This window comes from Paenibacillus sp. GD4 (assembly GCF_030846225.1).
In the GTDB taxonomy this organism is placed as follows: domain Bacteria; phylum Bacillota; class Bacilli; order Paenibacillales; family NBRC-103111; genus Paenibacillus_G; species Paenibacillus_G silviterrae.
In genome coordinates, this window is record NZ_JAVCYK010000001.1 from 309,916 (window position 1) to 334,359 (window position 24,444).

Annotated in this window: 21 protein-coding genes and 1 pseudogene; 8 read left to right on the plus strand and 14 right to left on the minus strand. The window is 54.8% G+C overall.

Annotation, left to right across the window (positions count from 1 at the left end; genetic code table 11):
* Positions 1 to 58: 58 nt before the first annotated feature.
* The 3 genes from RAC89_RS01360 (at position 59) to RAC89_RS01370 (ending at position 3,028) form a co-directional block, all read left to right on the plus strand.
* Positions 59 to 1,402 (plus strand): N-acyl-D-glucosamine 2-epimerase, encoded by a 1,344-nt coding sequence (locus tag RAC89_RS01360; RefSeq protein WP_306616018.1) that lies wholly within the window; start codon positions 59 to 61, stop codon positions 1,400 to 1,402.
* Positions 1,403 to 1,539: 137 nt separating this feature from the next.
* A complete protein-coding gene (gene trhA, locus RAC89_RS01365) occupies positions 1,540 to 2,172 on the plus strand; it encodes a PAQR family membrane homeostasis protein TrhA (RefSeq protein WP_306611270.1) in 633 nt (210 codons plus the stop codon).
* A 106-nt stretch (positions 2,173 to 2,278) separates the two neighbouring features.
* A complete protein-coding gene (locus RAC89_RS01370) occupies positions 2,279 to 3,028 on the plus strand; it encodes a GT-D fold domain-containing protein (RefSeq protein WP_306611271.1) in 750 nt (249 codons plus the stop codon).
* Between the two features lie 109 nt (positions 3,029 to 3,137).
* On the opposite strand, the gene RAC89_RS01375 is transcribed toward RAC89_RS01370, so the two are convergent.
* The 3 genes from RAC89_RS01375 to RAC89_RS01385 are packed head-to-tail and all read right to left on the minus strand — an operon-like array spanning position 3,138 to position 6,855.
* Positions 3,138 to 3,560 carry a DUF4395 domain-containing protein gene (locus RAC89_RS01375; RefSeq protein WP_306611272.1) on the minus strand — a complete coding sequence of 141 codons (423 nt, stop codon included), beginning with the start codon at positions 3,558 to 3,560 and terminating at the stop codon, positions 3,138 to 3,140.
* Positions 3,561 to 3,582: 22 nt separating this feature from the next.
* The gene (locus RAC89_RS01380) at positions 3,583 to 5,913 is read right to left on the minus strand and encodes a DNA topoisomerase 3 (protein ID WP_306611274.1); all 2,331 of its coding nucleotides are present in this window, start codon (positions 5,911 to 5,913) and stop codon (positions 3,583 to 3,585) included.
* 21 nt (positions 5,914 to 5,934) lie between these two features.
* Positions 5,935 to 6,855 carry a helix-turn-helix transcriptional regulator gene (locus tag RAC89_RS01385; RefSeq protein WP_306611275.1) on the minus strand — a complete coding sequence of 307 codons (921 nt, stop codon included), beginning with the start codon at positions 6,853 to 6,855 and terminating at the stop codon, positions 5,935 to 5,937.
* Between the two features lie 196 nt (positions 6,856 to 7,051).
* On the opposite strand from RAC89_RS01385, the gene modA reads away from it, so the two are divergent.
* From modA to RAC89_RS01400, 3 genes are all read left to right on the plus strand, one after another.
* Positions 7,052 to 7,840: a molybdate ABC transporter substrate-binding protein gene (gene modA, locus RAC89_RS01390; RefSeq protein WP_306611276.1), complete on the plus strand. Its 789-nt coding sequence runs from the start codon at positions 7,052 to 7,054 to the stop codon at positions 7,838 to 7,840.
* Positions 7,841 to 7,844: 4 nt separating this feature from the next.
* The gene (gene modB / locus RAC89_RS01395) at positions 7,845 to 8,522 is read left to right on the plus strand and encodes a molybdate ABC transporter permease subunit (RefSeq protein WP_306611277.1); all 678 of its coding nucleotides are present in this window, start codon (positions 7,845 to 7,847) and stop codon (positions 8,520 to 8,522) included.
* Positions 8,523 to 8,610: 88 nt separating this feature from the next.
* Complete coding sequence (locus RAC89_RS01400) at positions 8,611 to 10,761, plus strand: HelD family protein (RefSeq protein WP_306611279.1); 2,151 nt, start codon at positions 8,611 to 8,613, stop codon at positions 10,759 to 10,761.
* 379 nt (positions 10,762 to 11,140) lie between these two features.
* Here RAC89_RS01400 and RAC89_RS01405 read toward each other — a convergent pair whose 3' ends face one another.
* The 5 genes from RAC89_RS01405 to RAC89_RS01425 form a co-directional block, all read right to left on the minus strand.
* Positions 11,141 to 11,593, minus strand: a complete 453-nt coding sequence (locus tag RAC89_RS01405; protein ID WP_306611281.1) for a GNAT family N-acetyltransferase — start codon at positions 11,591 to 11,593, stop codon at positions 11,141 to 11,143.
* Entirely contained in the window at positions 11,590 to 12,588 is a 999-nt protein-coding gene (locus RAC89_RS01410; protein WP_306611282.1) for a 2-hydroxyacid dehydrogenase, read from the minus strand. Before RAC89_RS01410 ends, RAC89_RS01405 begins: the two co-directional genes overlap by 4 nt.
* Positions 12,589 to 12,611: 23 nt before the next feature.
* Positions 12,612 to 13,451: an ATP-dependent sacrificial sulfur transferase LarE gene (gene larE / locus RAC89_RS01415; protein ID WP_284639747.1), complete on the minus strand. Its 840-nt coding sequence runs from the start codon at positions 13,449 to 13,451 to the stop codon at positions 12,612 to 12,614.
* 152 nt (positions 13,452 to 13,603) lie between these two features.
* Positions 13,604 to 15,280 (minus strand): bifunctional diguanylate cyclase/phosphodiesterase, encoded by a 1,677-nt coding sequence (locus RAC89_RS01420; protein ID WP_306611284.1) that lies wholly within the window; start codon positions 15,278 to 15,280, stop codon positions 13,604 to 13,606.
* Positions 15,281 to 15,426: 146 nt separating this feature from the next.
* Positions 15,427 to 15,906 (minus strand): glutathione peroxidase, encoded by a 480-nt coding sequence (locus RAC89_RS01425; protein WP_306611285.1) that lies wholly within the window; start codon positions 15,904 to 15,906, stop codon positions 15,427 to 15,429.
* A 159-nt stretch (positions 15,907 to 16,065) separates the two neighbouring features.
* On the opposite strand from RAC89_RS01425, the gene RAC89_RS01430 reads away from it, so the two are divergent.
* Positions 16,066 to 17,367, plus strand: coding sequence for an AAA family ATPase (locus RAC89_RS01430; protein ID WP_306611286.1), 1,302 nt, complete (start codon positions 16,066 to 16,068; stop codon positions 17,365 to 17,367).
* Positions 17,368 to 17,438: 71 nt separating this feature from the next.
* Complete coding sequence (locus RAC89_RS01435; RefSeq protein WP_306611287.1) at positions 17,439 to 19,154, plus strand: vWA domain-containing protein; 1,716 nt, start codon at positions 17,439 to 17,441, stop codon at positions 19,152 to 19,154.
* A gap of 519 nt (positions 19,155 to 19,673) precedes the next feature.
* Here RAC89_RS01435 and RAC89_RS01440 read toward each other — a convergent pair.
* From RAC89_RS01440 to RAC89_RS01465, 6 genes and pseudogenes are all read right to left on the minus strand, one after another.
* Positions 19,674 to 20,777, minus strand: coding sequence for a DUF3900 domain-containing protein (locus tag RAC89_RS01440; protein ID WP_306611288.1), 1,104 nt, complete (start codon positions 20,775 to 20,777; stop codon positions 19,674 to 19,676).
* Between the two features lie 108 nt (positions 20,778 to 20,885).
* Positions 20,886 to 21,194 carry a hypothetical protein gene (locus tag RAC89_RS01445; protein ID WP_306611289.1) on the minus strand — a complete coding sequence of 103 codons (309 nt, stop codon included), beginning with the start codon at positions 21,192 to 21,194 and terminating at the stop codon, positions 20,886 to 20,888.
* A gap of 22 nt (positions 21,195 to 21,216) precedes the next feature.
* Positions 21,217 to 22,073, minus strand: a pseudogene (ant(6), locus tag RAC89_RS01450) (aminoglycoside 6-adenylyltransferase).
* Between the two features lie 72 nt (positions 22,074 to 22,145).
* On the minus strand, positions 22,146 to 22,772 hold the full coding sequence (locus RAC89_RS01455; RefSeq protein ID WP_306611290.1) for a superoxide dismutase family protein: 627 nt from the start codon (positions 22,770 to 22,772) through the stop codon (positions 22,146 to 22,148).
* Positions 22,773 to 22,853: 81 nt separating this feature from the next.
* Positions 22,854 to 23,525 (minus strand): GNAT family N-acetyltransferase, encoded by a 672-nt coding sequence (locus RAC89_RS01460; RefSeq protein WP_306611291.1) that lies wholly within the window; start codon positions 23,523 to 23,525, stop codon positions 22,854 to 22,856.
* 13 nt (positions 23,526 to 23,538) lie between these two features.
* Positions 23,539 to 24,402, minus strand: coding sequence for a carbon-nitrogen hydrolase family protein (locus tag RAC89_RS01465; RefSeq protein WP_306611293.1), 864 nt, complete (start codon positions 24,400 to 24,402; stop codon positions 23,539 to 23,541).
* Positions 24,403 to 24,444: the final 42 nt, after the last annotated feature.

The window sequence follows — 24,444 nt, forward strand, 5'->3', positions numbered from 1 at the left end:
ATTGAAATCGACATAGATGCTAGTAATACGGCTTACGAGAACGGAGGCTTGATGTTTGATGGCATGGAAGGAGGAACCGCGTTGTGAACCGACGATTCAATTCGATCCCGCCTTCTCCTATTACCAAGGCAGATCCGCGCAAAGCGTAGCGGCCGAGCTGGAGCTCGCCGGGTACCGGACGGTACGGTATTTTGTGACGAAAGAGACGACGGTGGACGGTCGACTGCTCGATGCCTTCCATCGACGGGGGATGAAGGTGTGGGCTACGGTGCTTGGGAACGGAGCTTACACAACCGAGCATCTTCCCAAGGGCTGGGAGTCATGGCAGATGACGCTTTTGAAGCCGGTGAACGATGGTTTTTACCGTTTCTCTCATTTCAGCAGATCTTATGTGGAGTGGAAAAAAACAGTGCTCCATCGTATGGTACGAGAGTATGCGTTTGACGGACTGGAAATCGCCGAACCGTATTTCCCGGAGTGGAACGGATTCTCCAGCGGGGTATACGGGGACATCGGCCCTTGGGCCATTGCGGCCTTCCGCGCCTATTCCGGCTCCGAGCCGCCCGATTTCGTGAACAGACTTTCTCCCAGGTATTACAAGAAAGATCCGACCTTATACCAGCAATGGATCGCCTTTCGCGTACGTGCCGTCAATCATTTCCTGGATGAGCTGATCAACGCGCCCGGCGGCGTTCGCAGCGGACGGCCGGGCATCCGAATCGCGACTTGGTCTTTGGCGGTTGATGCGGGGCGCGACCCCGTCGCGGCCGTGAAAGAAATGCAGGGAGTCGATGCCGCGGAGATGATCTCTGTTGTCCGGCCGGATCTGCACGTGCTGCAAACGCATTGGCCCGATTGGATGCGTTCACGGCTGCCGGCCGATTATGTGAAGCGATATCGCCCGTTTGTCGAGCAAATTCGCAGGCTTCACAAGGAGATCCCGATCGGCGTGCAGACCGATATCGGTTCCTTGAAGCCGATGAGACGAAGCAATGAGTGGCTGCGCCGGTTTGCTGAAGCTTCCTGCGAAGAAGGCTATCGCTTCTGGACAGCCTATGAATACCACATCGGACTATCCATGTATGAGGATCCGCCGCTGCCGCTTCGTGCCTCCCGCAGAGGCCGCAGCCGTGTTACGATCGAATGCAGCAAAAGAATTGCTGTCGATACCAATAAGGTGAAAATTTCCATAATTACGGAGGAGGAGGAAACTACGGAAGGAATGGCCGAGGTGGAGAAAGTGGACGGGAACCGGCTTGAGCTGCTCTGCGAGAGCTTTCCTGCCTCCCGTTTTAAGCTGCAGGTACAGGGAGTTCGGGATACGCCGGAGCATTGGCTGCTTAAGGGCTATCCGGCTCATGAGATCCCCGGCTTTGTGACAGTTATCATCCCTTCGGTGTGATATTGATCAATGGTCATCCCCCTAATGTCGGCGTACAATGGAGGGAAATGCTGCATGGGGGCCTGTATATTCGGGTCGGCAATGGGTAAACCTACCACCAGCTATTCCGCTTAATCGACCTAGGGGGATGATGATGAATGGACCGTGCTTGGAAGGAAGAACGCGCAAACGCCATCAGCCATGGAATTGGAGCTGTGCTGAGTGTTGCCGCGCTGATTGCGCTGCTTATCAGCTCGCTGCACATCGGTGATCTGTGGAGGATTGTCAGCAGTACCATCTTCGGGGTTACTTTGATTTTGCTATATGTCTCCTCTACCCTGCTGCACAGCGCGCGAACCGACAAGTGGATCGATCTGTTTGAAATTATGGATCATGCAGCGATCTATCTGCTTATAGCAGGTACCTATACTCCGTTCTTGCTAGTTACTCTGCACGGCACACTAGGCTGGAGTTTATTCGGTGTGATTTGGGGACTTGCGCTCATTGGGGTCATCTTTAAGCTATTTTATGTCAAAAGGTTTCCTGTGCTTTCCACCTTGTTTTACATAGCGATGGGCTGGATGATTCTCTTTGCCATACGTCCGCTCTATGAGGAGCTTCCGGAGGGCGGTCTGTTCTGGCTCGTCATGGGAGGAGTACTCTATACGTTCGGAACCCTATTCTACTTATGGAGGCGTGTCCCCTACCATCACGCCATCTGGCATACGTTCGTTTTAGCTGGCAGCGTCTGTCATTTCGTCACTATATTTTTCTATGTTATACCAAAATAAGTAAAACAATCGCCCATTTTCATAGAATTGAAGAGTTTAGATGTACCCATGAGCCTGCCCTCTCATAGTATGCATGGAGCATGCTGCTATGAAGGAGTGTTGAATGATGCTGAACGCGAAACAGCGTGTGAAAGTCATCGAGCGCGGTTATGGTCGCAAAACCGTCGGTCCGCGTTATGTGTATCGTTATGTGTCCGCCGCCGTGCGCCGCAAGCATCCGGTTTCCGTTATTCGTCTTGGCGATGTAATGGCGAAGCTGCTGGCCCGCCGCAATGTACGGTCGCTATATTACGTATCCCGATTTCTCGGCGTTAAGCTCCCTCCCTCGAAGAAGCTCCAGCGCGACCTCGAGCAGGCCGTCAAAGGGGCGAATATAGTTGGGGTCTCCCATTATAAAGTGAGCATTACTTATTTACGTGCCTTTATGGCACGCTCCGGCTGGAAGCCGCCGCGGATCGCCGATTCCTTCCTCAATGATCAGCTGTATGAAAAAGGTTACCTGCACCGCCTGATTCGGGAGAATCGCGTAGCTCTGGTAGGCCGGGCTTCTCCGGATGCCGCGAGACAGCTGAAGCGTCGCGGGCTGAAGGTTGTCCTAACCGTGGGCATGGACGGGTATGGGGAGGTAAACTCCGTCATACGGAAGCTGAAGCGGAACAAGTCCCGAATCGATCTGGTGCTGGTCGGGGCGAGTGTCCCCGGACGCATCCTGTGCACGAAGCTAAAGCAGCAGGCCGGACTGTCCGCTATAGAGATCGGCCATATGATGGACGCCCTGTCCAAGCCCGGCGACTGGGCCAAACCGGGCAGCCGCAAGCGGTTCAAGCACCGCTGGATGCGCAAGCTGAGTAAATAAGGAAAAGCGGACGAATCGCGTCATTGCGATTCGTCCGCTTTTTTTGATCGCCCTGGGGAGACCTGGGCGCTAAATATGGAGGAATTCCCGCGTAGTTCGCGGGATATCCTTATCGGCGTCGCAGCCGCTTAAACTGATAATACAGGAAGCAGCCTACACAAAATCCGCAAAGCGCGATAAACGCTGCCAAGGCCACCATCCCCGCGGCAACATAGCCCCAAACGCTGCTTTCCTCGTACCAGAAGCAAACATTGGCGATAGTAAGTAGTATTACCGCGATCGCCCCGTTAAAGCGCTGAAGCTCTCGCGCTTCTGTCGGCGCACCGGCAATACGGTTGCGCAGGAAGGGAGCCGCCAATTGCACGATCAAGTTGCTGCGGATTCCCTGCCATAAACTGATAAGCTGGATAGCCCAAAGCGCGAGGATCAAGACAGGCTGCTGTAAAGCTATCGCAAGGAGGATGATAATGACCATACCGGCCTGATTGGCGCGAACATAAGGAAGCGGAATTTCCGTCGGCTGTAATTTCATTTCAGCAGCTACCTCCTTCAATTTAAGTTGATACAGGCTCCAATGTCAGCTTCCCGGTGCTGGGATCGCTAAGCACAATACGTGCGTCCACCGCCTGACCGTCTGCATTCGTCAGCCGCATGGAGGCCGTTCGGCCGTGCTCCAGCAGGTAGCGGACAGCCGTCACCGTTAAGGATGCGCCAAAGCTGTCCTTCCAGATGACGAAGCCGCAGCCGCTCTTATACTCGCTGCAGCCATAGCCCCGCTTGCCGGTGATGATGCGCCCGCGGCAGCCCGGCCTAGGGCACGCGCCGAGAGGCTCCAGCGCCGGCGGCGCAGCCTGCACCGCCGCTGCAGCAGCCGCCTCCGCCGCGCCGCCCGCGGCCTCGCGCTTTGCTTCGGCGCTTGCCCGCTTGCGCTTGGGCGGCGCTTCCGCCGCTGCGCTCTCGGTCGCCGCTGCGGCTGCCCGCTTGCCGCCGGCGCTCCGCTTCGAGCGGCCCTCCGGCGCCGGCGGCGCCTCGAACGCGGTCTTCGCCGCGCGCGACTGCACCCGCACCTTCTCTACGATCAGGGCGGCGAACTTCTTGACGTTCAGCATGAACGTCTCATCCGAGGCCGCGCCGCGGGCGATCTCGTTCAAGCGGCGCTCCCAGTGCCCGGTCATCTCCGGCGAGGTCAGCAGCTCGACGCCGGCGCCGCGGATCAGCTCCACGGCCGTACGGCCCTTCTGCGTGATCGCGATCCGCTTGCCCTGCATGACGACGTAGCCGACCTGCTTCAGCCGCTCGATGATCGAAGCCCGCGTCGCCGGAGTGCCGAGCCCGGAATCCTTCATCGCGTCGCGCAGCTCCTCGTCCTCGATCTGCTTGCCCGCGCTCTCCATCGCCTTCAGCAGCGTGCCTTCCGTGTACGGCTTCGGCGGCTGCGTCTCCTTCTCTTTAGCGGTGCTTTCCTTACAGAGCACGCCCTGTGAAGCATCCAGCGAGAACGGCGTCTGAATCTCCTCCTCCGCGGAGTCGTCCTCATCGTCCTTCTCCGCCTTCGCTTTGCTCTTGGTCGCCTTCTCCTTCTGCTGGTCGGCATAGATGACCTTCCAGCCCAAAGACAGCAGCTGCTTCACCGTGCTCTTGAAGCGCTCGCCTTCAGCCTCAGTCAATACAGTGTGTACCTTATACTGCGCCGCCGGGTAAAAGTGCGACAAGAACCGCCGCACGATCAAATCATACAGCTTTTGCTCCTCGGGACTCAGGCCGCCCGCCACTTTATGCGTCGGCAGAATGGCATGGTGATCCTCGACCTTGGCGGGGTTGCAGACCGCCTTATTGCCTTTGTGTACCAGCTTTTTGTCGGCCTGCCGCACAAGCTCCGCATATCCCGTCTTCCCCAGCTGATCCAAAGCACGGTGCATTTCCGGGATGTTCTGCTCATTCACATAGTTGGAGTTCGTTCTCGGGTAGCTGATGACCTTGTGCTTCTCATATAAAGCTTGGGCCAAATCCAGTGTTTTCTTCGCGGAATACCCGAACTTGGCATTCGCCTCCCGCTGCAGCAGCGTCAAGTCATAGAGCTTGAACGGATACTCCTTCGTATCCTTTACCTCATAGCTCTCGATACACCCCGGCTTCCCGGAAACCTTCGCCGCTATCGCTTTAGCCTTCTCCGCGTCGTTCAGCCGATCGCCCTGCCACATCCCGCGATAAAGCGTATCCCCTTGGCTGAACCACGCCTCCACCTCGTAGTATTTCGCAGAGTCGAAAGCTTCAATCTCCCGCTGCCGGTCATACAGCAAAGCAAGCACAGGCGTTTGCACCCGTCCGACGGACAGAAGCTCATTATGCTTGGTCGTAAAAGCCCTCGACCCGTTCATCCCGATCAGCCAATCCGCTTCACTGCGAACTCTTGCCGCCCGCGTCAGATTGTCAAAGTCCGAGCCTTCCCGCAGCTCAGCGAAGCCCTTGCGGATCGTTTCCGGCGTCAGATCGGAAATCCACAGCCGCTTCACCGGCTGGCGAAGCTTCAAGTACCGCTGAATGAGCGCAAAAATATGCTGCCCCTCGCGCCCGGCATCGCAGGCGTTAATCAAAGCCGAGCTCCGGCCCGCCAGCTCCCCGATCACCTTCAGCTGATCCTTGGTCCTCGCATTCGGGATCAGCTTAAACTCCGTGGGCACAATCGGCAAATCGCCGAAGCTCCATTTTTTATACTTGGGGTCATATGCGTCCGGCTCGGCAAGACCGATCAGATGCCCGATCGCCCATGTGATGATATAGGACTCCCCTTCGATATACGTCCGATGGTTCTTGGCACGGGGCTCGATCGCCGCAGCGATGTTGCGTCCCATGTCCGGCTTTTCGGCAATAACTAACGTTTTCATCCGTTCCTTCTCTCCCGCAAACTACGTTTCATATAGGATCTTCCCGGTATCGGTCAAATCATAGCCCTGTACGGACCGAAGCTCCCTTTGGCAATCCTCCTGAAGCAGTACGCCGCGAACCAGCTCGATCAGCTCGCGCCCGGTCTCCGTCTTCATTACAACCAGATCGTATCGCTCCTTGATAAGCGGGACGAAATCAACGCCCACGAGCGCGGCGGCCTTCTCCATTCCTACCCCGACATCGGCACGGCCTGTAGCGACCTGGCCGGCAACGCCGAGATGGTTCGTCTCTTCCGATTCATAACCGAGCACATCGGAAGCAGGGATGCCATGCAGCCGAAACTGCTCGTCCAGCAATACGCGGGCACCGGAGCCCTTTTCCCGGTTCACGATCCGAAGCCCTTGACGCCCGAGATCCTTCCATGAGCGTACGCCTTTGGGGTTGCCCTTGGCTACATACAGCCCGGCATAACGCGAAAGCATATGAATCACCGCGTAAGAATGCCCTACCAGCAGTCTCCGTACATAGGGAAGGTTATACTCCCCGGTATCGCCGTCCAGCAGATGGCAGCTTACAATATCGGCCTGTCCCTGATATAAGGAGATCAAGCTATCCATGCTGCTCGCATAGGACCGCAGCGGCCTAAACCGCCGGTCCTTCTTCTCGATTTGACGGCATAACAAATCCAGGCTCATGTCCTGTCCGGTAATGACGATCGATCTGGTGCTTTGCTCCTGCTGTACGGAAGCAGGGATTCCCGCACTCCGTCCTCCCTTGGCCCGTGCCTTATAGGCCTCCAAATCGACGGCATCCACCCGCATTTGGCGTCCTACGCGATAAGCGGGCAGCTCGCCTCGTTTAATCAGATCGTACACCGTCAGCTTGGAGATGCGAAGCAGCTTCGCCAGCTCCTCCGTCGTGTATGACTCCCCTTGGCTCAAGTTCGATACCTTCTTTCTCTCGGGTCAAAGCTTGCTAAGCTATTATAGCATAATCTGTTTTCGCTGGCAGAGTAGCGTTTTTTGGAGTATTGTCCTATTTGATTATATCTAAATATAACTAATTATAATTAAATATATCCTACCATACTCATTCTGTGGTAAAATAACCCTTATTCCATTGCTGGAGGAACCTATCATGCGTCGCAGAAACATGCTTTTTTCCATTATTCTCAGCTTATCCGCACTGGTCTCCGCCTGTGCACCTTCTGCCTCCGGAACGCCCGTGCAGCTTACCGTTTCTGCCGCCGCCAGCTTGACGGACAGCCTGCAGGAAATTCAAAAGCTGTATGAAGCCGAGAACCCATCGGTCAAGCTCACGTTCAATTTCGGCTCCTCCGGGGCTTTACAGAAACAGATAGAGCAGGGCGCTCCTGCAGACCTGTTTCTTTCCGCCGGCTCGAAGCAGCTGAAGGAGCTGGTTGATCGGCAGTTCATCGAGCCTGCGAAGCAGAAACATTTGCTCTCGAACGAGCTGGTCCTTATCGTACCGGCTGCGAAGACGAGCCCATCGCTAACCGGCTTGCAGGACCTAACGAACCCTTCCGTCACCAAGTTTTCCATTGCTGACCCGGAAACCGTCCCTGCAGGCAGCTATGCCAAGGAATCGTTGTCTTACTATCAGCTCTGGACGGCTGTTCAGTCGAAGCTCGTACCCGCCAAAGATGTACGCCAAGTATTGACTTACGTCGAATCCGGCAATGTGGATGCCGGCATTGTCTACAAAACGGACGCCCTTACCACTAACAAGGTGAAGACGGCCTTTACCGTCAGCTCACAAAGCCATAGGCCCATCGAATATCCCGCCGGGATCGTCAAAGCGACGAAGCATCCGAAGGAAGCGGAAAGCTTTTATCAATTTTTACAGGAGAAGCGGTCGGAGGACATTTTCGTGAAATACGGCTTTTCGATCCCTGCCCGCCCATAATCTGATGTCATCATTAACCTGGAACGATTGGTTGTCCCCAGTCTGGCTGTCCGTTAAAATATCCGCCGTCGCTTCCCTTCTCGTGTTCCTTCTAGGCGTCCTGGCCGCTTGGGGAATGACCCGATCCCGTTTACGGGGGAAGTCGCTCCTGGATACGCTCTTCTTGCTCCCCTTGGTGCTTCCTCCGACGGTGGTCGGGTTTCTTCTGCTGCTTCTTGTGGGACGGCAGAGCATAATCGGCCGGTTCGCGGAATGGGCGCTGGGTCATACGCTAGTGTTCACCTGGTGGGCCGCCGTCATCGCCGCCGTGGTCATGTCTTTTCCTTTAGTATATCAAACGGCCAAAACCGGCTTCGCCTCCGTGGATCAAGAGCTGGAAGCCTCTGCGCGATCGATCGGCGCGAACGAATGGCAGGTGCTCCGCTATATTACTCTTCCTTTATGCAAAAACGCCCTGGCCTCCGCCTTCCTGATGGGCTTCGCCCGAAGCCTGGGTGAATTCGGCGCAACGTTTATGGTCGCCGGAAGCATCCCCGGCCAGACCCAAACCATGCCGACCGCCATTTATCAAGCCGTCGAATCCGGGCAGCTTCCCCCTGCCGCCTACTGGACCGTCGCGATTATGGCGCTCTCTTTTTTCATGCTGAGAGCAGTGGGAAAAACTCAGAAGGAGCCTTCGTAAGAAAACGATTGCATGAGCGCGCAAAGTTATGCTATAGTATATCTCCTGTCTAAATTGGGTAATATTCCCTACGAACGGAGGTATAAGCTTGGAAGCGGACACTCGAACAACCTTTGATCAAGAGTACGAACGGCTTACACAAACAATTCAGGAGATGGAGCAGCAGCTCGCTTATCTCGAGAACATCCCGGTATACACCGGTCATGACGCAACGGAGCAGGTGCTGGAGTCGATTCGCGAGAACAAGCGGTATCACTTGAAGCACGCAAAGCCGGAGCCTTATTTCGGAAGGCTGGACTTTCAGGAGGAGGGCAAACCGGAGCCGACCCCTCTCTACATCGGTAAATTCGGTGTGGAGAAGGCCGACAGCCCGGAGCTCATGGTCGTCGATTGGCGCGCTCCGGTGGCGAGCTTATTTTATTCCTTCACCGGAGGGTTGGAGAAGGCCGGCTATGAGTCGCCCGAGGGTGTGATCGAGGGGCTTGTCTATTTGAAGCGCAACCTCGTGATCCGCAAGCAGCTGCTGCAGCGTGTCGTCGATACGTTCGATCGTGCGGGGGATGCGATGGCGGTAACGGACGAATTTCTGCTGTACCGTCTCGGAGAGAACAAGGACAATCGGCTGCGGGACATTGTGTCAACCATCCAGGCCGAGCAGGACCAGATCATTCGTGCCGGCAAAAATCATTCCCTTGTCATTCAAGGAGTCGCGGGAAGCGGAAAAACAACCGTCGCCCTGCACCGGCTTGCCTTCCTTCTTTATCAGTACCGCGATCAGGTGAAGGCGGAGAACATGATAATATTCGCCCCGAACCGAATGTTCCTCGATTACATTTCCGGCGTTCTGCCGGAGCTGGGTGTCGGCCATATTCGGCAAACGACCTTTACCGATTGGGCGCTGGAGCTTCTTGAGCATGAGGTCAAGCTGGCCGATCCGGGGCAGCGGCTTCGCCACTGGCTCGATTCGGGCACGAACCGCCCACCTATGGATGATACGGCACCGGGCCGCTTTAAGGGCTCGGTTCATTTTATGGCTTGGCTTGATGAGGTGCTTGCTGCCTATGAGCTACGGGCTGTTCCGACTGCCGACTTCGAGCCGTGGGAGGGTGTACGACTTACCGCCGCTACGATTCGAGAGTGGTATTACACGGAGTATAAGCATGAACCGTTGATGAAGCGCCGCGACCGGGTATTGGCGCGCGTCAAGCGTTGGCTTGAGATGGGGCTGGATAAGCTTCGCGGCTCCCATTTGGCCAAGGAATATAAGAAAAAATCCTCCGCCAAGCTCAGGGAATACGGCAAAAGCTGGACGGAGTATACGCCGGTTACGTTTTACAAAGAGCTGTTTGACGGCAAGGCTGGTTTCCTAACGTCCGAGCTTACAGCACGTATTCCGGAAGCAATTCGTGAAGAATCCGCGGCCAACTTGAAAAAGAAGCAGGTTCAGCCAGAGGATCTGGCTCCTCTCATGTATATACGCCAGCGGTTTCACGGGATCGGCAGCGATCAGCGCTTTGATCACACGGTCATTGATGAGGCGCAGGACTTCTCTCCTTTCCAAATCTCCCTGCTGTCGCGGCATACGAAGAACGGCTCATTTTCCATACTCGGCGATTTGTCGCAAGGGATTCACGCTTATCAGGGCATCCATGATTGGCAGGAGTTTCTCTCCTTGTTTCCTGCTGAGCAAGCGGCGTACTTCACGTTAAACCGCAGCTACCGCTCCACGATGGAGATCATCTATTTCGCCAATGAGGTGCTGCGAAACGGCATGGCGGAGCCACCTGCGTTAGCCGTGCCTGTGTTTCGGAGCGGCGAGCCGGTGGCGATGGTCCAAGCGGACGGCAAGGAGCTGCTGCTCCAGCTGAAAAGCAAGGTGGAAGCGCACCGGCAGGCAAGTGAAACCGGCACCTTGGCGATCCTCGCCCGCAGCGAAGCACGCTGCCGAGAGCTGCATAAGCAGCTTGAAAAGTTCGGCATCGCGACGAACCTCATCCTGCCCGGTCAGCAGCAGTATGAAGGCGGCGTATCCGTGCTGCCGGTGTATATGTCCAAGGGCTTGGAATTCGATTCCGTCCTGCTGGTGGATGTGGACACGGAGAATTATCCTGCAGAGCCGGTGGACGCCAAGCTGCTGTATGTCGGCTGCACCCGGGCGCTGCATGAGCTTACGCTCTACTACGCCGGGGAGCCTTCCCCTCTCATTGCCGCTATTGATGGCGATTTTGTAAGAAGATAGTATGATAAAAAGGGCTGAGCCGCGGCATTTCGTCGCGGTTCAGCCCTTATTTTGTTACGTACCGGCGTAATGTAACGCCCCGGTGTGCCCCTGCATGCCGTGTTGAGCGGCTAATAGGACGTGTGAGCGCCCAATAATGGCAGAAATGCGATTGCAAGCAGCGAGAGTGCGTATAAACGCGGAAATAGTGGCGAAAGTGCCACTGTATACCGTGCTGAGCGGCTGATGGGACGCGTGAGCGCATAGTAATGGCAGAAATGCGATTGCAAGCAGCGAGAGTGCATGGAATCGCGGAAATAGTGGCGAAAGTGCCACTGCATGGCGTGTTGAGCGGCTGATGGGACGCGTGAGCGCACTATAATGGCAGAATCCACTGCCGTTACCCTAACTCCATATCATGCGTAGCTCCCGCATAACGATCTCCCGCCGTAAAGCCCAGCCGCTCATAGAAGGCAGCCGCAGCCTTCGTATCGGTCCGAAGAACCAGCACACGGTAATGCGCACCTGCTTCCCTCCGGACCTCCTCCATCAGCATTCGACCGACACCCTGACGGCGGTAGGCCGGAAGAACATACATTCTCCTAACGCGTCCGATTCCGGATTGCGCAGAGTAAGGGTCTGCATTTAATCCGCACACTCCGACCGGTTGATCGCCCGCGTAAGCGGCAAACAACGCCTCCCCTGGACCGTCAAACCGGTTTAAACCGCTGACCAGCTCATCCGCAAGCCTCTGAATATGCCGGTAGCCCTCGGAGGTACTTGCACGCACAAGATGCTGCAGCTCGAATGAATCCGAAGCAGCGCCCACCCTTACTACCTGAATCCCGTTCATCCCAGAAGGCCGCGCAATTCCGATACTACATTCGGCGGAGTTTCTCCATTCAGGGCGGCAACCATGTTCTTTGCAGCCACCATGGCCATATCCGCACGAGTTTTCGAAGTTGCCGAGCCAATGTGTGGAAGTGTGACGACATTCGGCATCGACAGTAACGGGTTATCCGGACTTGGCGGCTCCGGATCGAAGACGTCGAGACCCGCTCCGCGAATCGTTCCCGTCTGCAGCGCCTCGATCAACGCTTTTTCGTCCACGGTTTGGCCGCGGGAAGCATTGATGAAGAACGCTGTAGGCTTCATCAGCTCAAAATGCTCCTTACGGATAAAATGTACTGTCTCCGGTGTGAGCGGCGTCATCAGCACGACGAAATCGGATTCCTTCAGGAGGTCCTCCAAGGAACGATATTGGGCTCCGTAGCGGGTTTCCGCCTCCTGCTGACGGCTGCGGTTGTGGTAAAGAAGCTTCATGTCAAAACCATGTACGGCCCTCTTGGCGATCGCTTCGCCAATGCGGCCCATCCCTATAATTCCTATAGTTGCATGATGGACATCCAGCCCGAACAAGGATTCCTCATTCAGCCCGATGCCACGCTGCCACTTACCGTCCTTGACGAATCGATCCAGTTCGGCAATCCGGCGCGCAGAAGATAAAATCAAAGCCATTACCAGATCGGCTACCGTGTTATCCAACACATACGGTGTATGGGTCCCGATTACCCCGCGCTCCTTCATCGCTTCAATGTCGAAGTTGTTATAACCGACGGAAATGTTGCTTACCACCTTCAGCTTCGGCGCGCGGTTCAAAAGCTCTCGATCAATCGGTCCGCCCGACGTGATCAGTCCATCCACATCGCCAAGCTGCTCCAGCAATCCTGCCCGGGATGCAGCCCCGCTGCCGTCCCACATCCGGCATTCCAGGTGCTGCTCAAGGTAAGCCAGCACCTCTTGCGGAATTTGCCTGGAGATATATATTTTTTTCTTTACCTGACTCATCCTGACAACCTCCGATTTCCGCTTTAGTTACGAGCAAGCGCCTCTGTCGGCAGCACTTCATTCAAGCTTCCGGAACGGTAACCCTTCAGATCAAGCGTAACGTAGGCATATCCGATTTCCTTCAGCTTCGCATGGATTGTTTCCGCAACGGCTACAACCTCCGCGATTTCCTGAGCGGGCACCTCAATACGCGCAAGGTTCTCATGCTGTCTTACCCGGACCTGGCGGAAGCCAAGCTGGATTAGGAAATCCTCCGCCTGATCGATCATCGACAACTTCAGAGCCGTAATCTGCTCTCCGTACGGAATTCGTGAGGAAAGGCAGGCAAAGCTCGGCTTATCCCAAGTGCGAAGACCGAACTGTCTGGACAAATGGCGAATTTCCGATTTCTTGATACCCGCCTCAAGCAGAGGAGCCCGAACCCCTTGCTCGTGAGCAGCCTGAAGACCGGGGCGGTGGTCTCCCAGATCATCAGCGATGGCACCGAAGATGACATGCTGGTAACCTCGCTCCTTAGCGATCGGAATCAAATGATCGAAAAGCGAGTTTTTGCAAAAATAACACCGGTTCGTCGGATTTTCCGCATAGCCCGGAATATTCAGCTCGCTCGTATGAATGACTTCATGATTCGCCCCGAGCTCCGCCGCAAGCGTAATGGCCTCATGCTTCTCGCGTTCGGGATACGTCTCGGAATCCGCTGTAATCGCCAGCACACGGTCCTTCCCCAAAAACTCCAGCGCCGCCTTCAGCAGGAATGCGCTATCCACACCTCCCGAAAAAGCTACCACCACGCGATCCATCGAACGAAGGATCTCTCCGAGCCTTTCGTATTTCTGTTCTATCTTCATATCCATGACTTCCATGGCTTTCCCTCCCGGTCATCGAGCAATATCATTACGCACACGTTTGCATAAAAATAAATTGGTACTGATGACTATTATAGTCTCTTTTGTCTCATAGAAAAAGGTGTCTTGCCAACTTTCAGCAAAACACCCTCGCATACGAAGCTCTTTTTTTATACCAAAACGGGACGGCTCGCCTGAAGCAGCATCTCAAATTCCTTGACTGGCAGCGGCTTGCTGAAGAAATAACCCTGCGCTTTCCCGCATTGCTGTTCTTTAAGAAAAAGCAAATCCTCCGCCGTTTCCACGCCCTCCGCAACGACCTCCAGCTTCAGGTGCCGGGCCATGGCAATGATGGTCGCTACAATGGCCGCACTGTCTCTGTCGCTTGCAATGTCGCGGATGAACGACTGATCGATCTTCAGCTTATGGATCGGAATTTTCTTTAAATAATGGAGCGAGCTGTACCCTGTCCCGAAGTCATCCATGGAAATCCGGATCCCGAGCTGCTTAAGCTCCTCCAGCTTTCGGATGACGCGATTCATATCCTCCATAGCCATGCTTTCCGTAATTTCGAGCTCCAGGCAAGCCGGATCCATCCCGGTCTCCCTTACAATCCGATAAATATCGCCGATCAAATTCATTTTTCGGAACTGCCGGATCGAAAGGTTCACGGACACCGTAAGCTTGCCGTAGCCCATATCCTGCCATCGTTTGGTCTGTTCGCAGGCCTCGCGCAGCACCCATTCGCCGATTGGAATGATCAGCCCGGTCTCCTCGGCGGCCGGAATGAATTCCCCGGGTGTAACCAATCCTCTTTCCGGATGCCTCCAGCGTACAAGCGCCTCCATTCCGGTCAACCGGTTCGTATGAATCTCATACTGAGGCTGGTAATATACCTCAAACTCCCCCCTGTCCAGCGCTTTGCGAAGATCATTCTCCAAGGCCAGCCGGTCCGCCGCCCGATGCCTTCCTTCCGTTCCCTGCACGACGTCCCACGCACATTCAACCGATCGGGTCATCGCCGCATTCCTTAACAGTCCCGTCATGTCCTCACCGTCACGCGGGTATTGGGCGGAGCCCATCCGAACTTGCAGGTAGATAGCCTCGCCATGTACCTGATATGGCCGGGTCAGCCGCTCATAGATCGAATCCAGCTTCTCTACAGCTCTAAGCGCCTCCTCCGGCGTCGCATACAGCATGGCGAATTCATTGCTCCCCATCCGGCTCACGTGCTCATCGTCTGAAAGGTAGCCTTCCAGCCGTTCACTGACCATCTTGATCAACAAATCCCCGGCATTATGACCTAATGAGTCCGTAATAATTTGAAACCGGTCCAGCTGGATCAATACAACCGAAAACGGCTTTCGGCTCGAGGCAAAGGCCGCGATTCGGCGCGTCAGCTCAATCTGAAACATCGTCCGGTTCGATAAGCCTGTCAAGGTGTCATGATACGCAATATGATGGATCATTTGAGAGGCGAGCTTCAATTCCGTCATATCCTTCATCACGATGTACACCAAACGGCCTGCATCGTGAGTCCATGGGATGATCCGCAGCTCAAAAAACTGCATATGGCCGTCCGCATGCCTGAACTGCGCCTGCTGGGTTGAAGCCTGTCCCTGCATGGCCTCGTGAAACCCTTTGGAAAATGCACATATATGTTCAGGCTCAAGGAACGACACAAATGTTTTGTGAAGCAGCGAAGTCTGACGGTACCCAGTCACTCCCGGAACCGCCGGGTTAACCGTTTGAATACATCCTTTCGAATCCAACAGCAGCATGGCATCCGTGCTCATAGCAAACAAAGGCTGCTCCGCCGCTGACGTTAAGACTTCCGCGAATCGCATGATGTCCACTCTCTCCTCAAGCCGTCAGTACGTGACGATCTTCTGCATCTTTCAACATTTTACCATAGATGCTTTCCGGGAAATGTTGAGTTTTCATGAAGACAAACAAAAACCGCCTCCCGGACGAAGCCGGAAAGCGGAAGCGTTTAGCCTAGCAGCTGCTCAATATCCTCTTGAATGGCGGCTGGCTCGGTACGCGCACTGTACTGCTTGACCACCCGGCCGTTCGGGTCGACCAAAAATTTAACAAAGTTCCATTCGATATCCCCCGTATGATAGGGAGCCGGCACATGGTCTACAAGATAACGATACAGCGGATGGGCGTTGTCCCCTTTTACATCGATTTTGGCGAATAGAGGGAAGGTAATGTTGTATCTCGTCTCGCAAAAGGCTTTGATCTCTTCCTCCGTACCGGGCTCCTGTCCGGCAAACTGATTGCAGGGAAAGCCAAGCACCGTGAAGCCGCGATCTTGATATGCCTCCTGAAGCTTCTGCAAGCCCTCGTAATGGGGAGTAAGACCGCATGCGCTTGCTGTATTCACAATAAGCAGCACCTTGCCTTTGTAGGCTTCAAGAGTCGTTTCATTGCCGTCGATCGTTGTGACCGGGATCGAATAAATGGACATTACTGCACTTCCTTTTCCCCAGAATAAAATCATACCTTCCTGTATTGTACCAAATATGCAGCTGGAAACAAACGCCATCGTCGATTAGAGAAATGACAATGGTTTTGGTACAATAGTAGGGATCGTTTGCCATATCATTTTTGGATGATGGAGGTCGTTATGATTACTGATATGCAGTCCGTTAGGGAAAAAATAGATCAAGCCGTCTCGCTTCTCGAAAGCCGTTTTCTCGAGAGGGAGGAGCTCATTCGCCTGCTGTTTCTGGGGATCATGAGCGGTGAGAATGCGCTGCTCGTCGGACCTCCGGGCACGGCAAAATCGCAGCTGGCCCGTGCTGTCGCCCAGCTGTTCGGGAGCGGAACGTGGTTTGATTATTTGCTGACACGTTTCACGACGCCGGACGAAATGTTCGGTCCCGTCTCTCTGCAAAAACTTAAGCAGGACCAATATGTACGCCAAACCGAAGGGTATTTGCCTACGGCTGATTTCGCATTTCTCGATGAAATCTTCAAAGCGAACAGCGCCATTCTGAATGCCCTTCTGTCGATATTGAACGAGCGCGTGTTTTTCAACGGTCAGCAGAAGGTGGAGGTTCCCCTTCTTTTCCTGATGGCGGCTTCCAATGAGCTTCCGGAGGAAAACGACCAGCTGGCCGCACTCTATGACCGGTTTCTTCTCCGTTATGAGGTGAATCCGCTGAAGCAAATGTCTAGCTACGAGCTCATGTTTCAGCTGCCCACAGATCCGCTTCCCGCCCTGTTGTCCATTCGGGAGGTGGAGTCTGTGAGGCGCGCGGCGGAAACCGTGCGTATTCCAGAAAGTCTGATTTACATGCTCTACCAGCTCAAGACCGAGATGGAGTCAAAGGAATTCGTTCTTTCCGATCGCCGCTGGCGCAAAATCGGGCAAGTATGGAAAACATCCGCCGCCATGAACGGCCGCGATGAGGTCAATGTGTGGGATACGGTATACACTCCGCATATGCTATGGGATTTGCCGGAGGATCTGCATCTGCTGCAGGACATGTTCCAGAAAGTATTCCAGGACGCGCTCAAAAAGGAAACCGAACGCGAGCTGCCGCTCCGCAAATACGAGCAGGTCGCCAAGCAGTGGTCCGGTCAGGAGGATGCGCTGCATTCGTTTCAATTCAAGAAAGAGCTGTCGCGGCTTAGTAAAGAGGAACAGGAGCGGATGCGCCTGAATCTTGAGGAGTGCCGCATCGAGCTTGAGGAAACGGCCAAGGAGCTGCGCGGGAAGCTTGTGCAGTGGGTCCAGCGGGAGAAGGATTTACCCGGCTACATTCGGAATCGCAATTTCTTGCTGCTGAATACCGCGCAGTATGCCGTCAAGTATACCCACCTTCGTATTCAGGGGGAACGGATTTTGCAGACGCTGCAGGGGCTGTATCGGACATTGTACGACCGCGAGATCCCGGGGGTTACCTATGACTACACGCTATAGCATGCAGGCCATGCGCCTGTCTTGCTAGTTATGGAAATTCGCCCGCGGGCACGTAAGGAGGCTGTGGCACCATGATCATTCGCTGCGCGCGTGTGGATCGTTATGTATTCGACGGTTACGTTCACTCCTCTCGTACAGCTCAAGAATGGATTCGGGAAGCCGAAGCAAAGACACCGTGGTTCTCCATCGAGCTGTTCGCCGATTTCTATATGTGCTTTTATTTGCCGCAGCCGGTGACGGACCGTTCTCAGGAAGCCCCTCCCTTCCACCGCTGGCTTGTTGGGGAGCTTCGGAGGCAGTTTTTTTATAGCACGCTTCATCCACGGACCCGAGGTGAAGTGAATGCCTCCTTCAAGACGGCACTGAAGGCGCTGATGTGGCTGACCGACAGCTTTGCGGAAGAAGTATCGAAGCGAAAGAAGGAAGAAAAGCAGCTGGTGACCATCGGCCTCAGCGAGAAAAACAAGCAGCAAGGTCAGGATCAAGCCTTGGTCAGCGAGCATTTATCGGAGAAGCAGATCGAGCAGCTGCGCCTTGTCGGTTACACTCTTCAGCAGGGGAAACGAAATGTTGAGGAGAAGCAAGCGGCTCTGGATAGCCGGCCTCTGGTTGAGACTGAGGTCCGACGGCTGAAGGAGCAGGTCCGCTCGCTGCAGGAGGAGATGCGGACGGAGTTTCAGCGCCGCGACAAGCTCAAAGCGAAGGTGACGAAGCTGGAAAGCGAATTGACCCAGCGCGAGAAGCAGCTCGAACGCATGAAGAAGCGCGAGGATGAGCAGCTTCGCCAGCTGGAGGAGCAGCTCGGCGCCTGGCTGAATCGGGCGCTGCGGGAATCGCTCAGCCGCGAGGAAACGGAGAGCCTGGACGTGTATGAGCTGCTGCAGGCCAGCCAGCGCGTGGCGAATCGACGCTGGGGCAGCGACCTCGGCCGGCTGCATCGCCAGGAATTCGCGGCGTATTTGCAGTGGCTGGACAAGCTGAAGCGTCATCCCGAGCTCGTGGCCTTCATGCAGGAGATCGGGCGCAATCTTCAGCATCTGAAGGCACGCCGGAGGAAGCTGAAGACGCCGCGCATCCCCGAGAGCTATGACGACTTGCGGCAATCCGGGGATATTTCGCACATGCTTCCTAGTGAAGCCATTCTGCTCGCGGATTCGGATTTCGAGGCTTATTTCACCGTCAAATGGCTGGAACGCAAGCTGCTGACCTACAACATTTCCGGCTGGACGGAAGAACCCCAGCGGGGTCCGGTCATTTGCATGCTCGACACCTCGCATTCCATGCGGGGCGCCAAGCTTCGTCTCGCCCAAGTGTTCATCGCCACGTTCGCGGCCTTCAGCCTGCTGGAACGGCGCGATTTCGTGCTGCTCCTGTTCGGCGCCCGCGGCGAGCTCATCGAGCGCCAGCTGTACTGGCGCAAGCCCGATTGGCCCGCCTTCTATGCCTTGTCGCAGCTCGCCTTCGGCGGCGGCACTCACTTCGATGCCCCGCTGAAGCGCGGCATCGAGCTCGTGTCCGCCGAGGCTCGCTACCATGACGCCGATTTCGTCATGGTTACCGACGGCGTCGGCGCGGTGTCTCCCGCCGTCCGCCAGCAGCTGGCCGAGCTCGGCCAGTCGAAGCAGGTGCGCCTGCACTCGCTCATTGTCGGCACGGCGCGGCAGCACCTCGCGCAGCGCTATGACCTCCTTGGCGTTTCCCACGAGGTGCGCTTCGCCGCCACCTGGGAAACACAGGAGGAAGCGAAGGAGGAGCTCCTGCTCGATGTGATGAGCCGGCGTCGTTAAACCAAACAGCCCCATCCCTATTGAGCTATAGGGAGGGGCTGGTTTTGTTTTTTCTGTATAGCTAGGGACCTATCGGCACGAGGCCGTAGTGGCATTTCTGCCCTTGCTGGCACCGGTTTCCGCTCAAGCCCACCCTGCAATCGCACTTTTGCCACTATTCACGCCGCTTCCACCAGATTCGCGCCAACCGGTACCGATTAGCGGCACTTCTGCCACTACAGACGCCCGTTTCCGCTCTAACCCACCCTGTAATCGCACTTCTGCCACTATTCACGCCGCTTCCACCAGATTCGCGCCAACCGCTACCGATTAATGGCACTTCTGCCACTGTAGACGCCCGTTTCCTCTCAAACCCACCTACTATCGCACATTTGCCACTATTCACGCCGCTTCCACCAGATTCGCGCCAACCGGTACCGATTAGTGGCACTTTCGCCATTGCAGACGCCCGTTTCCTCTCAAACCCGCCCTGCAATCGCACTTTTGCCACTATTTCATGCCGTTTCCTCTGGCGCAATCCTAGAACGGCACCGCGGCCAGCTCCCGCTCTTCTTCCCGCACCTTCTCCTGCAGGCGCCGTACGAGCGAGTCCAGCGATTCCGGCAAGAGCAGCTCCACGGGCGAGATGCCTTTATCAAACTCGAGCGCCTCCCCCTCAAGCACGACCACATAGCGGTCGCCCAGCTTGGCGATATGCAGCCGGTCGCCGAAGTCGGCCAGCAGCGCCTTCACGAACATGCTGCCGATCCGCAGCTTCAGGTCGATATCCGGCTTCTGCTCGATCATGATCGAAGCAGCCTCCATGACCTGCTCCGGCTCCCACTTCTCCTGCAGCTCGCGCTTCTCGCTATGCGCCCAGAGCTCCACCGCTTCCAGCTCGCGCTCCTTTTCCTCCGCATTATCGCTATGCTCGTAAGACTGTTCAATATACTGATGCACGAACTCCACAACCTGATCCGTCATCAGCTGCGGAACCGATTTTTCATACTCGACAAACTTTAAGAAATCTTCGAAGTACCGGGCATGCGACGACTGATGAATTTTCAGCTCCCAAGCCTCCAGCATGCCGGGCTCCGGCATATGAGGATACATGATGGACTTCATATTTTTGGCGCTGATAGCCATTTCCACTTTATTCAACAGACTGCGTTCATCCGTAATCCGCGCAATCTTCTGCTCAAAATCACATTTCATCACGAACAGGAAGGGCTCGTCAAAATACTGATTCAGCTTCGCACGCCCGATGAACATCGCGCCGCCGCGAATCGCGCTGGCATCCATATACGTGCTGACCAGCTCCTCCGCATGCCCGATATATTGCTCCCGAGTTTCGGCCGCGCGCAGTCTGGCAAACAAATTATAATTCGGGTTACTATCCAGATCATAGCCCGGCTCTGCAATGAAGCGGCCGATTTTGGTTGGCACCTGCTCGGCGGACGGATTCCTTTCCGCCTTCCGCTTGGCGATCTTCGAGAGCTCCCCATCCAAGAAGTCGCTCAGTTCACTTTCGGCATAATCCTCGCCGTCCAGCGTCTGAAAGTGCTTATATCGCTTTCCGCCCTGCCCGTCTTCCCCATCCACCTGAATTACGAAAAAGGATATCATATCCACATCAAACTTCATCGCTCTATGTCTCCTTCATCTGTTTACGTCCCGTGATACAGCTTCGCCCCCCCGCAGGAGAACGAACTCTAGTATACTATAGGAACATGAAAGATTCATAGGCATATTTTAGCCTTCGGCGATGTCCGCCCACAGTTCTCCGGCCACTTCTATCAGCATAGGAATAACGGCTTCGTTCGCTCCCGATACGTAAATATCTCCTTGGTAATGCCGGAACGGAATCTCGATATCGCCATGCCTCCACATGAAAAAATCTCCCTCGATGGACATCGTGGCGGCACCTCGCACGGTAAACACCGGCGTATAATAAAAATCGGATCTCGAAGCAAAATATGACTTCGCCTCTTCCAAAGCGATCTCGCGCGGAAAGCTCCCCGATTCCTGAAATTCTCTTGTAATTCGATAACGTTTGCTCATTGGTTTGCCTCCCTCGGTCAAATCAAGACTTCAACGATTGATAGACCGTCGTAGTGTACTTTGTAATAGCGTCATCGTAACCCGGGTACGAATATCCGTGGCGTGCCGCAACGATTTTTGAATATTTTCTAAATAAAACATAACATGTATATAACGAGTGCCACATTGCATCATAGCCATTGCCGGAATAAGTAGACAGCAGCGTCTCCCAATCTTCCTTCGGTAAATATCGGTCAATAAACTTATAATTCTTCCCTAAGCTAAAGGAATAGCCGTGCTCCGTTCCGATCCACCATGCCATCATTCGCAAAGGTTAGGACGAGCAATTTCATGCAAATGATCAACCGCAAATAAGATTTCCTCTCTCGCAAGCCCTTTGACGACATAGGTGGATACCATCCAAAATTCATTACAGCAATCATCAAAACTTCGTGCCGTCGGCTGCTGAATCCAATAACAGCGATCATTCGGAAGCACTTCGTGGGTAACGAGTGCATCCTTATCCAGCAGCACCTCAACCAGCCCGTCGCTTGCCGCAAAATAATCCTGAACCTCTGCAACCGGGATCAGCGTCAAATCTACCTTCGTGCCATCCTCAAATAGGATGAGATAGGAAAACCAGCTGCCTAATTCCGAAGGAAAAAGCTCCATATCCTCCGGCTTTTGCATCATCAGACGGTTCCCGAATCTATCGAGCCACTCATCATTCTCCTTGAAAGAGTCTAAATCAGTAACGAAATAGGAGATATCATAATCCTGGAAGCGGTCGGGAGCAATTGTACGGTTCGCCCGCGATCCTTCCAGCGTTACCAAGCGGATTCTATCCTCGTTTCCGGCAAAATCCAGAAGCATGCTCATCATCTCTTGCTCGCTTCTCATAAATACCCCTTTCCCGTCCTCCCTATACAGAACAACACCCCGCATTCTTCACCAATGCGGGGTGCAGCCTTCCTACTGGATGACGCCGCAGGCAATGCGGGCGCCGGAATTGCCCGACGGATCGGTCTTGTAATCGTCTTCCTTCTCGTGAATAACGAGAGATGTTCCGCCTTCCTTCAGCAGCGAGTTCGGTTTACCCTTGGCTAAAGTAACAAGAGTTGTAGTAAACTCCAATGCCGCTTTACCATCCGCGCCAACCTCGAGGTTCGGCAGATCACCGGCATGAGGGCCCGCCGGATTCTCCGTGCCGTGCTTCTTGCCGGCCGGGTTAAAATGATCTCCCGCCGTTTTGAATTCAGGCGGCTCGCATTTGCCCACTTGATGGAAGTGAAGCCCGTGCTTGCCCGGAGTTAGAGAGGACGCTTCTACCTTTACCTTCACACCGGCAGCCGTCTCCGTCAGCTCAGCCTTCCCGATGACCTGCCCCTTGGCATTCATCATGTTTACCATAATCGAGCCCGTTGAGGCTTCACTCATCGTGGGAACACTTTGATCCTTAGTCGTCGTGTTCGTTTGGATGTGGTTGCTGTGATCCATTTCCGCACCCGGCGCATTCTTATAAGTCGAGTTGCCGAAGCAGCCGCCGACCCCGGCGAGAAGTGCCGCGCACAATCCTGCCTTCCATAACCAGCCTTTCATACCGTCAACCTCCCTTTGATATCTAACAGCATGGTAAGTCTTTCGAAACTACACCACCCATTGTTACCAAAGGAAGGAAGATTAAACGTGAAACGGATTTTTCCATTCCATCAACATTGCATAGTTAAGAGACTCCTCGTCCTCCAAATAATCGCTTACCAGCTTGACGGGAGTCCGGCCGCAGTGAAGCAGGAACGTCATGACCGGGTCCTTGAGCTCCCCTTGCATAACCGCATTCACATAAGCCTCCGGAGACATCTCTCCTGCGTGCTTATGGTACCCCGGAAGCCGGCCTCCTCCGAGAAGCCGCTCCAGCTTCAGCTGAACCACCGTCTCATACATGGACTGCATCAGACATTGGCCGAGGCCCAGCTTGCGGTAGGCAGGCGATACGCTGATATCGACGATATACAGCGTATTCCCGTCCGGTTGGTGATTGCGGATGTACCCTCCGTCCGTGATTTCCTCCCATGTATGATCGGCGTGGGAGGGATCGAAATGAACCCGCAGCCCGGTCATCGAAGCAACCGGACGACCTTCCATCTCCACGCAGAGCGCTCCCTCCGGAAACAGGCGGACGTGGTTCGTGAGCTGCTCCTCATTCCACCAAAGCTCGGAAGGAAACGGCGGAGGAAAACATTCTCTCTGAATCTGTATGAGGCCATGGAAATCCTCCTGCGTGTAGGAACGAATCACGGCAGGCACAGGCCGCTCCTTATCAAAGACATAGAGCGATTTACGGTAACGGGACATACGCGCCTCCTCCTTAGCTCCAATCCGTATACAGATCGACTCGGCGATCCCTCCAGGTGGTAACGGATCCCTTCTCTCGCACCTGATGCAGCAGCGTCAGGTCCAGATCGCCCGTGATGATCATATCGTCATTGATCTCTCCGGCCGTCATAATCCCGCCCGGCGGGAACGGCACGTCGTTCGGAGTTATTATGGCAGCCTGGCCATAGTTCCCTCTCATAAAATCAACCGTCGGCAAAGAGCCTACGGTACCCGTAGTCACCACATAGACCTGATTTTCTATCGTACGCGCGTGACATGTATAACGCACCCGGTGAAATCCATGCCGATCATCCGTACAGGAAGGACAGAAGATGACGTCCGCACCGCGGGCACGAGCCATACGGACGATCTCGGGGAACTCGATATCGTAACAAATGAGAATGGCGATGCGGCCCTTGTCCGTGTCGAACACTTGAAGCTTATCTCCCGCAGCCATGCTCCACTCCTTGACCTCCGTCGGGGTAATGTGAAGCTTCCGCTGCTCCGCGATACGGCCGTCCGGATAGAAAAGGAAGGCAGTATTGTAGAGGCGTCCGTTTTCTTCGATGATATGGGTGCCTCCTATGATATGGGTCTTGGTTTCTGCCGCAAGACTTGTAAAAAGCTGTATATACCGTAAAGTAAAGCTCGGAAGCTCCTCAATCGACAATGCTTCGCCCCCGCCGTCCCCGCGTCCGATGGACATCAGCTGTGTAGTGAACAGCTCGGGAAACAGAATGAAGTCCGATTCGAACTCCGCAGCGGATTTCACATAGTGCGTAACCTGTTGCGCAAACTCCTCGAAGCTTCTGATCGTATGCAAATGATATTGAACCGCGGATACCCGCATTTTCATGAAAGCCACTCCTTTAATCCATTTCTTTTCCAAATCCGTTTA

What these genes read in the sequence shown, in the direction of transcription:
- RAC89_RS01440 (WP_306611288.1), bottom strand. Translation starts at nt 20,777, where the DNA reads ATGAAGTTTGATGTGGATATGATATCCTTTTTCGTAATTCAGGTGGAT.
- RAC89_RS01430 (WP_306611286.1), top strand. Translation starts at nt 16,066, where the DNA reads ATGATTACTGATATGCAGTCCGTTAGGGAAAAAATAGATCAAGCCGTC.
- RAC89_RS01460 (WP_306611291.1), bottom strand. Translation starts at nt 23,525, where the DNA reads ATGTCCCGTTACCGTAAATCGCTCTATGTCTTTGATAAGGAGCGGCCT.
- RAC89_RS01445 (WP_306611289.1), bottom strand. Translation starts at nt 21,194, where the DNA reads ATGAGCAAACGTTATCGAATTACAAGAGAATTTCAGGAATCGGGGAGC.
- trhA (WP_306611270.1), top strand. Translation starts at nt 1,540, where the DNA reads ATGGACCGTGCTTGGAAGGAAGAACGCGCAAACGCCATCAGCCATGGA.
- RAC89_RS01375 (WP_306611272.1), bottom strand. Translation starts at nt 3,560, where the DNA reads ATGAAATTACAGCCGACGGAAATTCCGCTTCCTTATGTTCGCGCCAAT.
- RAC89_RS01410 (WP_306611282.1), bottom strand. Translation starts at nt 12,588, where the DNA reads ATGAGTCAGGTAAAGAAAAAAATATATATCTCCAGGCAAATTCCGCAA.
- modB (WP_306611277.1), top strand. Translation starts at nt 7,845, where the DNA reads ATGTCATCATTAACCTGGAACGATTGGTTGTCCCCAGTCTGGCTGTCC.
- RAC89_RS01380 (WP_306611274.1), bottom strand. Translation starts at nt 5,913, where the DNA reads ATGAAAACGTTAGTTATTGCCGAAAAGCCGGACATGGGACGCAACATC.
- RAC89_RS01435 (WP_306611287.1), top strand. Translation starts at nt 17,439, where the DNA reads ATGATCATTCGCTGCGCGCGTGTGGATCGTTATGTATTCGACGGTTAC.
- RAC89_RS01455 (WP_306611290.1), bottom strand. Translation starts at nt 22,772, where the DNA reads ATGAAAGGCTGGTTATGGAAGGCAGGATTGTGCGCGGCACTTCTCGCC.
- RAC89_RS01425 (WP_306611285.1), bottom strand. Translation starts at nt 15,906, where the DNA reads ATGTCCATTTATTCGATCCCGGTCACAACGATCGACGGCAATGAAACG.
- RAC89_RS01370 (WP_306611271.1), top strand. Translation starts at nt 2,279, where the DNA reads ATGCTGAACGCGAAACAGCGTGTGAAAGTCATCGAGCGCGGTTATGGT.
- RAC89_RS01465 (WP_306611293.1), bottom strand. Translation starts at nt 24,402, where the DNA reads ATGAAAATGCGGGTATCCGCGGTTCAATATCATTTGCATACGATCAGA.
- RAC89_RS01420 (WP_306611284.1), bottom strand. Translation starts at nt 15,280, where the DNA reads ATGCGATTCGCGGAAGTCTTAACGTCAGCGGCGGAGCAGCCTTTGTTT.
- modA (WP_306611276.1), top strand. Translation starts at nt 7,052, where the DNA reads ATGCGTCGCAGAAACATGCTTTTTTCCATTATTCTCAGCTTATCCGCA.
- larE (WP_284639747.1), bottom strand. Translation starts at nt 13,451, where the DNA reads ATGGAAGTCATGGATATGAAGATAGAACAGAAATACGAAAGGCTCGGA.
- RAC89_RS01360 (WP_306616018.1), top strand. Translation starts at nt 59, where the DNA reads ATGGCATGGAAGGAGGAACCGCGTTGTGAACCGACGATTCAATTCGAT.
- RAC89_RS01405 (WP_306611281.1), bottom strand. Translation starts at nt 11,593, where the DNA reads ATGAACGGGATTCAGGTAGTAAGGGTGGGCGCTGCTTCGGATTCATTC.